Genomic DNA, 10,807 nt, shown 5'->3' with positions numbered 1-10,807 from the left:
TGCTGCCCCGGGCGGTCAGGGTGAATCCGGCCCGTCCTCGCCGCCAGGGGCGGGCGGCGGCCGAGGCGCAGGCGATATCGACGAGGAGGACAACAACCCGTGGTGAATCCTTTGATCGCGGAGACCACGAGTTCGACCGAGTCGTATTCCGGGGTGACGTTGCTGGAGTCGGCGCACGATTTGAACGCGGCGATCAACAGTGGCGACTGGGCGGCGGTGGCGCTGGGTGCTGTCGGGACCGCGCTGGACGCGCTCGCGACCGTGCTGGATCCGTTCGGCGCGATCCTGGCGGCGGGTGTGGGCTGGTTGATGGAGCACATCGGTCCGCTCAAGGAGGCGCTGGACGCGTTGGCGGGTGATCCGGACGAGATCACGGCGCATTCCGAGACGTGGAAGAACATCGCCACCGAACTCGGCAGCATCGGCAGCGACCTGACCGGGATGGTCGCCAACGACACCGTCACGTGGGAAGGCGTGTCCGGCGATCAGTACCGGGCCCGCTCCGCCGACACGGTCGCTCTGCTCACCGCCGCCCAGCAGGCCTCCGACGGTGCCTCGGGTGGGATCAAGACAGCGGGCGAGGTCGTGGCCGCGGTGCGGAGCCTGGTTCGCGACATCATCGCCGAGTTGGTCGGTCACCTGATCAGCTGGGCCCTGCAGGTGGTGTTCACTCTGGGGATCGGTCTGCTCTGGGTGGTGCCGCAGGTGGTGACCGCGGTCGCCAAGACGGCAGCGCAGATCGCCGATCTGACCAAGCGTCTGGTGCAGGCGTTGCAGGCGCTGAGCCCTCTGCTGCGCAAGGCGACCGATCTGTTCAGCGACGCCGGGGCGGCACTGCGCAAGATCCGCGACGGCAAGCCGGGCACGCCCGCGACACCCGAGGACCTCCCCGGCGGGCAGAAGATCACCGAGGTGCCGAAGGGCGGCGGTCCAGGAGGAGGCACGACTCCCTCTTCGGCGGACTCGGGCCCGGTGTCCCCACCACCGAAGATCGACACCTCCACCGGTCCCTCCGGCTCGACCACGAACACGCCGTCCCCGGACAGTGGACCGGCGCCCAGGACACCCGGCCCCGACTCGACGAACTCGCCGTCCGGCTCCACGGACGGACCGAACCCGAACAAGCCGGACAACCCGAGGGACACGGGGGTCGGTGTCGACGACCGGGTGTGCAAGTCGGATCCGGTGGACATCGCGACCGGCGATGTGGTGATGACCCAGGTCGACCTCACCATGCCAGGCGAGCGTGGGGACCTGGTGCTGTCGCGGACCCATGTGTCGTCCTACCGCGCGGGCCGCTGGTTCGGCAGGTCTTGGGCGTCCACACTGGACCAGCGACTCGAGGCGGATCCGGAGCACATCTGCTACTTCTCCGAGGACGGCATGATCCTCGTGTTTCCACACCCGGCGGGCGAGGCGGCGGTGTTCCCGGTGGAGGGCCCCCGGTACGTGCTGCGGCGGGCGGCGGGCGGCTACCGGCTGTCCGCCGGGACGAGGGAGCTGACCTTCGCCGCGGTCCGCGGCGCGGGCAAGGGCGTGTTCCCGTTGACGGCGATCGAGCAGGACGGGTCGCGCACCGCGATCGAGTACACCCCTACCGGCGCACCGAGCGTGGTGCGCCGCGACGACGGCCGCACGATCCGAATCACCGCCACGGACCAGCGGATCGTCGCGCTCGGTGCGCCCGGCGCCGAGCCGGTGGTGCGGTTCGGTTACAACCGGGTCGGGCAGCTGTCGCACGTGGCGGACTTCGAAGGCCGCCCGCTGGCGCTCGACTACGACGTCAACGACCGGCTCGTCGGCTGGCAGGACCGGACCGGCACCTGGTACCGATACGTCTACGACGCCGAAGGACGCTGCGTTCGCACGGTGGGAGCCGACGGCTTCTACAACGGCGGCTTCAGCTACGACACCGAAGCCGGGGTCACCCGGCACACCGACGCGTTGGGGCACATCTGGACCTACCGGCTGAACGCGGCCCGGCAGGTGGTCGCGGAGACGGACCCGCTCGGGAACTCCCGCCGGTACGTGTGGAGCCGCTACGACCAGTTGCGGTACCAGGTCGACGAGCTGGGCCGGATCACGCGCTACAGCTATGCCGACGAGGTGCTGGACAAGGTGACCCGGCCGGACGGTTCCACGGTGCGCATGTCGCATACGCCGGACGGCGAACTGGTGCTGGAGATCGGCGACGGCGACACCGCGGTGCGGGCCGTGCTGCCCGCCGCGGCGGCGCCGGACCCGTTCACCACGACACCGGGTGTATCGGCCGGTTTTGTCCCCGCGGGTACCGCCGATCCGCTGACCGCGGAACCGGCGGCGAGCGCGGTGGCCCGGCCGGGCGAGCGCGACACGTTCGGACGACCGCAACTGGTGCGGACGGCATCCGGTGGTGAGGTGCGGTTCGGGTGGACACCCGGCGGGCAGCGGACGTGGCGGACCGCACCGAATGGCAGCCAGGAGAGCTGGACCTTCGACGCCGATGGACACGTCGTCGCGCACCGGGACGCGGCAGGCGGCGTGACCCGGCGTGCCTACGGCCGATTCGGGCTGCCCGTCACGGACGTCGACGCGACCGGCGCGCGCACGCTCTACACCTACGACCGAGAGTTGCGGCTGACGTCGGTGACCAATCCGCAGGGCCTGACGTGGCGCTATGCCTACGACCCGGCAGGTCGACTCGTGGAGGAGGTGGACTTCGACGGGCGCGGGTTCACCTATGCCTATGACGCGGCGGGTCAGCTGGTGCGGATGGTCAACGCGTCGGGAGAGGTCACCGAGTACACCTACGACCTGCTGGGCAACGTGGTGCGGCGGAGCACGGAAGACGGGGTCACCGAGTACGACTACGACGCGCTCGGCAGGCTGATCCGTGCGGCGAACAAGGACTCGGCGCTGGAGATAGTCAGGGACCAGCGCGGCCGGGTGGTCGCCGAGACGGTCAACGGGGTCGGAGTGCTGTGGCACTACGCCGAAACCGCCGTCCGCCGGACCACATCGTCCGGAGTGGACAGTGAATGGCGGTACGACGGCGCCGGTCGGCCCGTGGCGCTGCACGTGGCCGGCAGGGAGGTGCGGTTCGACTACGACGTCGCCGGGCGGGAGGTCTCCCGATCGGTCGACGGCGCCCTGGTTCTGCGGCAACACTTCGACACCGAGGACCGCCTTGCCGAGCAGGTGATCGCGGGCGCCGGTCAGCGTACGTACGGTTACCGGCCCGACGGCAGCCTCGCCGCGGTCGACGACCCGGCGTGGCCGCTGCGCTTCGGCCTCGACCAGGCAGGCCGCGTTACCGAGGTGCGGACGCCGGCGTTCCGCGAGAGTTTCGGGTACGACCTGGCGGGCAACATCAGGTCGGCTACGACACCGGTGGGCGACGGGCCGCGGGTCTACCAAGGCAACACGCTGCTTTCGGCGGGCGCGACCAGCTACACCAACGACGCACAGGGGCGGGTGACCGGGCGCCGCCGTACCGGACCTGCCGGGGAGCAGGTCTGGACCTTTACGTGGGACCGGCTGGACCGGATGACCGGGGTGCGCACCCCGGACGGTGCCCGATGGACCTACCTTTACGACGCTCTGGGCAGGCGCTTCGCGAAGCAGCGTTGGGTGACCGGCGAGGACGGGCAACCGCGGCTCGCCGGCCAGACCCGGTTCCTGTGGAGTGGTTCGGATCTGGTCGAGCGCATCGAGCAGCAGCCCGGCGGGACGATGCGGGTGCTGACGTGGGAGCGGCACCCCGACGACAGCCGCCCGGTGGTCCAGCTCGAGCGGAACGCGCAGTCGGAACCGGGGCGGTTCCATACCGTGGTCACCTCGCCTGCGGGCACCCCGACCGAGCTGATCGACGAGCACGGAGCGCTCCACTGGCAGGGCCGGACGACGTTGTGGGGCGCGCCGTTGCAGGACGCGGCGCTCATGCCGCTGGCCTTCCCCGGCCAGCACCGTGACGAGGAAAGCGGCCTGCACTACAACGTCTACCGCTACTACGACCCGGAGACCGCGCGCTATCTGAGTCAGGACCCGCTCGGGTTGGTTCCCGCGCCCAACCCGGTCGGCTACGTCTCCCAGCCACTGCTCGCCGCGGACCCGCTCGGGCTCACGGGTACCTGTGGCGCCAACGGTTCGCCCAAGCCTCCGGACCGGCCCAACGCCGGTAACGACGCCGCGAAGCTCGACGACTTCAAGCAGCCCGACGGTTCGGTCGACCTCACGAACATGAGCGACGCGGACTACGCGAAGTTCAAGCCCCTGTGGAACGAGCTGATGCGTTCTGACACCGACAAGCAGTGGTTCTGGTCCGGCGGCCACAGGGTCGACGACCCGAACCTGGATATGAAGAGCCAGTACCAGGGGCCGGTCATGGGCGAGGCGAACAAGGTGGCCAAGGACAGCGGCGGAAACACGCTGGAGAGCCTGATCGAGGACCACAAGCTCAAGATGCCGTCGTGGGGTGCGCCGAACGCCGCCGAGATCTGGACCGACGCGTCCACCGCGTTGGCGCGCAACGCCAAGGGCGAGACGCACGTGATGTTCCCGGGTACGCCGGGGCCGACCAGCGGGTGGCCGGGGCAGGGCGACACCATCCCCTCGCGACGGCCGGACAACGTGTTCGACATGGACGAGTTCCCGATCCTGCGGCACAACCCGAACGTCAGCAAGATCTGGGCACACGACGCCGACACCGGCGCAGTAGACCTCCTCTGGCAAAAAGGCGACTGAGGTCCGAGTTGGCAGTTTCGGGCTCGGCTTGGCAGTCTCGGTGGTTAGTGCACTGGTAGGTCAGCCCTTCGCGCTCACCGTTCGTGGCGCCCAATCCGCCACTGCGAACTCGACTGGGTCAGGAGGCGATTAGGGCTGCGGTGGTGGCGACCGCGCCGGTGAAGGCGAGGGCGGTGAGTGCCACGAGCGCACGGCGGGCGCCTGTGCGCTCGGGGGTGACGAAGGCGCGGCGTGCGCCGTCTGCCGTCAGCCCCAGGGCGAGCAGGAGGATGAGAACTCCGTGCAGGACGCTGGAGAACAGCAGCGCCACGCCGATGACCGCCTGTGCCGCTCCCAGCCAGAGGTGGCGCTTGTCTTCTGCTTGGCGCGGTGTTGATTCAGCCACGCAGTGAGCGTATTAGTTCCCGCCACACGCCAGCGGAGAGGCCGAGGTGCCCGGCTGTGGGGGCTTTGGAGTCGCGGATGGCGGTGGTGCTCGGGGTGAGGGCGACTTCGACGCAGTCACCGTCGCGGTCGTTGCTGTAGGTGCTCTTACGCCAGGTGTGCCTAAGGCCGTCCCCAGGGCTCATGCGCTGACAGTTTCGAGAAATCCCCGCCACGCATCGGTGGAGAGGCTGAGGTGACCGGCGCCGGGGGCTTTGGAGTCGCGGACGGCGGTGGTGTCCGGGGTGAGGGCGACCTCGACGCAGTCACCGTTGAGGTTGTCGCTGTGGGTGCTCTTACGCCAGGTCAGATCGAGGTGGTCGCGAGTGGTCATAACGTCGGGCCTCCGCTCGGTTGTACTGACTTGCCAGCCGGGCAAGCCACTCGCGCGATTGTCCTCCCTTCAGGGCGAGGTTATCCAGTAGGCGGATTACGTCGCGGTACTGCGCTACATCCTCCGGCTCCTCCATGAACAACGCGGCTGTACGAACCTCGGCATATGCGACCGGTGGATGGTCCGCGTAGTCCATCACCCTGAACATGCCCCCGAGAGAACCGATTGGCCCCACAGCGTCCGGTATGACTCGAACCGAGCATTGCGGGCGTGAGTCGTTCATCAACAGGTGCATCAGCTGTTCGTGCATAACTCGGACGTTGCCAACCACTGATCGCAACGCGTGTTCTCGAATGTAGAAAACACAAGCTGGTCCGTACTGGCTGCGCAATATGTGCTGCCGGGCGAGCCGTGCGTGGACACGCAGGTTCAAGGCATTGGCGGCAGCTGCGTGGGCCAGCGGAACAGCTCTCGCATGTATTCCTCGGTCTGCAGGAGGCCCGGTACCACCAGCGGTTCATAGCAGGTGATCGCGCGGGCGGAGGTCTCCTGGATGACCAGCGAGCGCAACTGATCGGGCAGGTCCGGGCTCAACGGCCGGAGCCAGTACCTGCTGTCGGCTTCCCGGGCGAGGTTCACCAGGCGTTCCAGTTCCGAGCGCACCACCAGTCCGCAACTCACCAGGTACACCGCGACGTCCACTTCGGACGCTCCGCGTTTCCCGCTCTCCAGCCTGGATATCTTGCTCGGTGACCAGCCCAGCATTCGTGCCAGTTCGTTGGCAGGCAGCTCGGCTCGTTCGCGAATCCGTCTCAGTTCCGCGCCCAATTCCCGCGCCCGCGCGGTGGAGTCGCGCCCCGGTTTCCCCGTCATTCCGCCACGCTAGAACTCGTGTTTGGTCCTGGGGTGCGCGACGCGACTCCTTCACCACAACGGATGTGGGCCTTGCCAGCCTGGCAAGTGCTAAAGCGTCCCCGACAGTGTTTGTGCGACCTCATCGCTGCGGTGGATGAACCCGGCGTGCGAGGCGTCGAGGGTGTGTACCCGGAACGGGTTGTTTGGCGTGAGCTCGTCGGCCTCCCGGATCAGTCTGTCCTGCATGGCGATCGGGAGGGAGCGGTCCTCGGTGAGCCGGACGAACGTGTGCGGAATCCGGCCCCAGGTCGCCGCGTCCACGCGTGCGTCCCCCATCATCACCTGAATCGACTCGTCGGGCTGCATCGTGTTCAGGAACGCCATGAACTGCTCGTCGGTGACGTCGTGCATCGTGGCCGCCTTCAGCCGGCCGAGCAGTTCCGGATCGGCCGTCCGGTAGTTCGCCCTGCCGACGCCCACGACCGCCGGATCACCGACGTTCAGGTCCGCGAGGCCCGGCAGCAGGCTTTCGGCGAACTCCGGCTCGCCCATGTACTCGACCGGGCTCGCCTTGGACACACATGCCCACGCCGATATGTAGACAAGGTGGTCGACGAGTTCGGGCGCCCGGTTGGCCGCGGCGCTGATCGTCACGCCGCCAAGGCTCGCGCCGACCAGCACGACAGGCCCGTTTCGGAGGAGTGCCCTGACCGTGCCGAGTAGCGCTTCGACGTTGTCGTCGAGGGTGACGCCCGCCAACACCGACGGCTCCGAGCCGAAGGCGTTGAGATCCTGCGGTGCCTGATACGCGAGGGGGTACTGGGCGTCGAGGCCGTGGCCGGGGAGATCGACGGCGTAGGACCGGTGTCCGAGAAGTGCGAGTTCGCGTTGCAGCGGCGCCCACATGAACGAACTCGTACCGGAGCCGTGCACGAGCACGAACGTGGGAGTAGTCATGATCAGTGACGCTAGCAGCGGCGGTGCGGGTGGTGCGCCGGAATTTCCGGCGCACCACCCGCGGCCGACGTACCCGGATGGCGAAGTCGTGTCCACAGATGGCAATCACCCGCGCACAGATGGCAAACACCTGTGTATGGATGGCGAACACGCCATCCGCAGCTGGGTCAGCGGTGGGAGCGGTTTACCGCTGAGACGACGGCGCGCAGTGACGCCGTGACGATCGAGGGGTCGATCCCGATTCCCCAGTAGACGGTGTCGCCGATGGCGCACTCGATGTACGAGGCCGCCTTCGCGTCGTCGCCGGGGGTGAGGGTGTGCTCGCTGTAGTCCAGCAGGCGCAGGTCATAGCCCACTGTGGACAGTGCGTCGAAGAACGCCGCGATGGGACCGTTGCCCCGTCCGGTGATCTCGTTCTCGTCGCCCTCCACCCGTACGGTCGCGGCGATCTCGTACTCGCCGCCGCCGTTGTCGGTCACGTGCTGGCGGACCAGCTCCAGTGGCGTCCTCGGCTCCAGGTACTCGGCGGAGAACGCGTTCCACATGGTCGTGGGGTCGACCTCGCCACCCGCGGTGTCCGTGTGCCGCTGGATCACCTGGGAGAACTCGATCTGCAGCCTGCGCGGCAGGTCCAGCTGGTGCTCGCTCTTCATGATGTAGGCGATACCGCCCTTGCCGGACTGCGAGTTCACCCGGATCACGGCCTCGTAGGTCCGGCCGACGTCCTTCGGGTCGATCGGCAGGTACGGGACCTCCCACGGGTGCTCGTCCATCGGCACACCCGCGCGCTCGGCCTCGCGGCGCAGCGCGTCGAACCCCTTGTTGATCGCGTCCTGATGGCTGCCGGAGAACGCGGTGAACACCAGGTCGCCGCCCCACGGGCTGCGCTCGGGAACCGGCAGCTGGTTGCAGTACTCGACGGTCCGCTTGATCTCGTCCATGTCGGAGAAGTCGATCTGTGGGTCGATGCCCTGGCTGAACAGGTTCATGCCCAGCGCGACCAGGTCCACGTTGCCGGTGCGCTCGCCGTTGCCGAACAGGCAGCCCTCGATCCGGTCCGCGCCTGCCTGGTAACCCAGCTCCGCGGCCGCGATGCCGGTGCCCCGGTCGTTGTGCGGGTGCAGCGAGAGGATCACGCCGTCGCGCCGCTCCAGGTTGCGGTTCATCCACTCGATGGAGTCGGCGTAGACGTTCGGGGTCGCCATCTCGACGGTGGCGGGCAGGTTCAGGATCACCGGCCGTGCCGGCGTCGGCTGCCAGATGTCGGTGACCGCGTTGCAGACTTCAACCGCATAGGACAGCTCGGTGCCGGTGTAGGACTCCGGGGAGTACTGGAACCGGAAGTCGGTGTCGGAGTATTTCGCCGCGTACTCGACGGCCAGTTCGGCACCTTGCAGCGCGATCTTCTTGATGCCCTCGCGCTCCTCGCGGAACACGACCCTGCGTTGCAGGATCGACGTCGAGTTGTAGATGTGCACGATCGCGCGGGGGGCGCCCTCCAGGGACTGGAACGTGCGCTCGATCAGCTCGGGGCGGCACTGGGTGAGCACCTGGATCCGCACGTCATCGGGGATCGCGTCCTCCTCGATGATCTCCCGCACGAAGTCGAAGTCCGTCTGGCTCGCGGCGGGGAAGCCGACCTCGATCTCCTTGTAGCCCATCTTCACCAGCAGGTCGAAGAACTTGCGCTTGCGCGCGGGCGACATCGGGTCGATCAGCGCCTGGTTGCCGTCGCGCAGGTCGACGGCACACCACAGGGGAGCGCGTTCGATGCGCTTGGCCGGCCAGGTGCGGTCGGGCAGGTCGATGTCCTCGACGAGGTCGAACCAGGGGCGGTAGCGGTGTACCGGCATCGATGAGCCGCGCTGGGTGTTCCATACGGGCTGGTCGGCGGGGGCGGGCCGCGACGGCGTCCGGATACGGCTGGTGGACGCGCTGCGCGGCTGACTTGACTGGGGGGTGCTCATGCGGGCGAAGCTCCTGCTCGGTGATCGGGTCGGCTGACGACCGGCGGCACGGCGTTGGTGAACACCAGAGAGCCCCGCGACGGGGAGCCGGTCTGATCAGGCCCCGTCGCGGCAGCGAAGCAGGAGAGCACGTGCCACGACTTCACTCTAACCATGGCCGCTGCGAAAAGGAAAGCCAGGTTGCGATCAAACCGTTATGTGAGACGTCGCCCATGAGGTTACTGATACGTAGCGTTCCGGGTGACCGCGTGCGAGACTTCCACCATGGCTGAGCATGCCGAGAGGATCGACAGGGACAAGGCCCGCAGTGACGACGAGGCCCCGACGCAGGCCATGCCTGCCGCAGCGTCCTCGCCCACCGGGCCCACGTACGCGGACCGCAGGGCAGCGGAGGAGGAGTCCGAGCGCAGAGCGGCCGCGGAGCGGATGCGCTGGCGCCATGCCAAGGACCGGATCGTCGGCCTGCTCGCGTCCGTCGTGCGCTGGGTCGGGCTGGTGTTCGCCGCGATTCTGGTGCTCCACGTGATCTTCGTGATCGGCGACGCCAACCCGGAGAACGGCATCGTCTCCTTCGTCACGAGCTGGTCGGAGTCGCTGTCGCTCGGCTTCAGCGACCTGTTCACCCCGGACGACGCGAAACTGCGCGTGCTGATCAACTACGGCATCGCCGCGATCTTCTGGATGGTCGTCACCGCGGTGCTCGCCAAGATCATCCGCCGGGTCGGCGGCAGCTCGCTGTAAGAGGGCGTCTGGAAACGGCGGGTTACGAGGTCACGGTGATTTGTGGAACCCGGCTGACGAAGTCCCGCTATCGAGGCGGCAGGGCGTCGAGCAGCAGGACCGGACAGTCGCTGGGAGTCAGAGCCCTGGCGACTCGATAGCGGACCCGAGTTCTGCGACAGGCTGCAACTACTCGAACACCGCCGAGCCCCACGCGCCGGTGAAGGCGAACTCCGACAACGGCAGTCGCTCGCGCGGCGCCCGCTCCCGGTCGATGCTGCGCTCGTCGCCGAGCAGTTCGGGATCGGCCTGCGCACCGACGGCGATCGCGACCACCGGCCGCACGTCCTGCGGCAGGTCGAACTCCTGGCGCACCGCGTCGGCGTCGAACCCGGCCATCTGGTGCGCGACCAGGCCCTCGGCCACCGCCTGCAGCACGAGATTCTGGGTCGCGAGGGCCACGCCGTAGTCGGGGTAAGGCATCTCACCCTTCTCGTTCCGGGTGAGGGCGGTGCCGATCATCAGCACCCCGGCGCGGTGGGCCCAGGACTGGTTGCCCGCCGCGAGCGTGCCGAAGATCCGCTTGAAGGTCTCGTCCGAGCGCCTGCCGACCAGATATCGGGTCGGCTGGGTGTTGCCGCAGGACGGGGCCCACCGGGCCGCCTCCAGCAACGCGCGCAACTGCTCGTCGCTCACCGCGGCCTCGGGGTCGAAGGCCCGGGGACTCCACCGCCGTCCGATGAGGTCGTGCACACCGACACTGGTTTCCGCGAACTTGTCCATGCCACGACATGATTCCATCCCTCGGAAGTGGTCGGCGCCACACAGC

10 protein-coding genes are annotated in these 10,807 nt (G+C 68.2%); 2 read left to right on the top strand and 8 right to left on the bottom strand.

Going from position 1 to position 10,807, the window contains the following annotated elements:
* Positions 1 to 99 precede the first annotated feature (99 nt).
* Positions 100 to 4,722 carry a DUF6531 domain-containing protein gene (locus tag BM199_RS29465; RefSeq protein ID WP_091678472.1) on the top strand — a complete coding sequence of 1,541 codons (4,623 nt, stop codon included), beginning with the start codon at positions 100 to 102 and terminating at the stop codon, positions 4,720 to 4,722.
* A gap of 118 nt (positions 4,723 to 4,840) precedes the next feature.
* Here BM199_RS29465 and BM199_RS29460 read toward each other — a convergent pair whose 3' ends face one another.
* The 7 genes from BM199_RS29460 to leuA form a co-directional block, all read right to left on the bottom strand.
* The gene (locus BM199_RS29460) at positions 4,841 to 5,107 is read right to left on the bottom strand and encodes a hypothetical protein (protein ID WP_091678470.1); all 267 of its coding nucleotides are present in this window, start codon (positions 5,105 to 5,107) and stop codon (positions 4,841 to 4,843) included.
* Positions 5,100 to 5,291 carry a DUF397 domain-containing protein gene (locus BM199_RS29455; RefSeq protein ID WP_091678467.1) on the bottom strand — a complete coding sequence of 64 codons (192 nt, stop codon included), beginning with the start codon at positions 5,289 to 5,291 and terminating at the stop codon, positions 5,100 to 5,102. Before BM199_RS29455 ends, BM199_RS29460 begins: the two co-directional genes overlap by 8 nt.
* Entirely contained in the window at positions 5,288 to 5,479 is a 192-nt protein-coding gene (locus BM199_RS29450) for a DUF397 domain-containing protein (RefSeq protein ID WP_091678464.1), read from the bottom strand. Before BM199_RS29450 ends, BM199_RS29455 begins: the two co-directional genes overlap by 4 nt.
* Positions 5,442 to 5,912 (bottom strand): DUF5753 domain-containing protein, encoded by a 471-nt coding sequence (locus BM199_RS35035; protein WP_281245769.1) that lies wholly within the window; start codon positions 5,910 to 5,912, stop codon positions 5,442 to 5,444. The genes BM199_RS29450 and BM199_RS35035 overlap by 38 nt, the downstream gene beginning before the upstream one ends.
* Entirely contained in the window at positions 5,909 to 6,352 is a 444-nt protein-coding gene (locus BM199_RS34765; RefSeq protein WP_245788886.1) for a helix-turn-helix domain-containing protein, read from the bottom strand. Before BM199_RS34765 ends, BM199_RS35035 begins: the two co-directional genes overlap by 4 nt.
* Positions 6,353 to 6,442: 90 nt before the next feature.
* Entirely contained in the window at positions 6,443 to 7,291 is an 849-nt protein-coding gene (locus BM199_RS29440) for an alpha/beta fold hydrolase (RefSeq protein WP_091678461.1), read from the bottom strand.
* A gap of 167 nt (positions 7,292 to 7,458) precedes the next feature.
* Positions 7,459 to 9,258: a 2-isopropylmalate synthase gene (leuA, locus tag BM199_RS29435; protein ID WP_091678458.1), complete on the bottom strand. Its 1,800-nt coding sequence runs from the start codon at positions 9,256 to 9,258 to the stop codon at positions 7,459 to 7,461.
* Between the two features lie 333 nt (positions 9,259 to 9,591).
* On the opposite strand from leuA, the gene BM199_RS29430 reads away from it, so the two are divergent.
* The gene (locus BM199_RS29430; protein ID WP_091678489.1) at positions 9,592 to 9,999 is read left to right on the top strand and encodes a hypothetical protein; all 408 of its coding nucleotides are present in this window, start codon (positions 9,592 to 9,594) and stop codon (positions 9,997 to 9,999) included.
* 168 nt (positions 10,000 to 10,167) lie between these two features.
* Here BM199_RS29430 and BM199_RS29425 read toward each other — a convergent pair whose 3' ends face one another.
* Positions 10,168 to 10,761, bottom strand: a complete 594-nt coding sequence (locus BM199_RS29425; RefSeq protein WP_091678456.1) for a nitroreductase family protein — start codon at positions 10,759 to 10,761, stop codon at positions 10,168 to 10,170.
* Positions 10,762 to 10,807 lie beyond the last annotated feature (46 nt).

Source organism: Amycolatopsis marina, from assembly GCF_900111885.1.
GTDB lineage: Bacteria > Actinomycetota > Actinomycetes > Mycobacteriales > Pseudonocardiaceae > Amycolatopsis > Amycolatopsis marina.
This window is presented reverse-complemented; position numbering and strand designations above follow the sequence as displayed.

Coding starts and splice junctions, on each gene's coding strand:
- BM199_RS29455 (WP_091678467.1), bottom strand. CDS start 5,291: ATGAGCCCTGGGGACGGCCTTAGGCACACCTGGCGTAAGAGCACCTAC.
- BM199_RS29425 (WP_091678456.1), bottom strand. CDS start 10,761: ATGGACAAGTTCGCGGAAACCAGTGTCGGTGTGCACGACCTCATCGGA.
- leuA (WP_091678458.1), bottom strand. CDS start 9,258: ATGAGCACCCCCCAGTCAAGTCAGCCGCGCAGCGCGTCCACCAGCCGT.
- BM199_RS29450 (WP_091678464.1), bottom strand. CDS start 5,479: ATGACCACTCGCGACCACCTCGATCTGACCTGGCGTAAGAGCACCCAC.
- BM199_RS29430 (WP_091678489.1), top strand. CDS start 9,592: ATGCCTGCCGCAGCGTCCTCGCCCACCGGGCCCACGTACGCGGACCGC.
- BM199_RS34765 (WP_245788886.1), bottom strand. CDS start 6,352: ATGACGGGGAAACCGGGGCGCGACTCCACCGCGCGGGCGCGGGAATTG.
- BM199_RS29440 (WP_091678461.1), bottom strand. CDS start 7,291: ATGACTACTCCCACGTTCGTGCTCGTGCACGGCTCCGGTACGAGTTCG.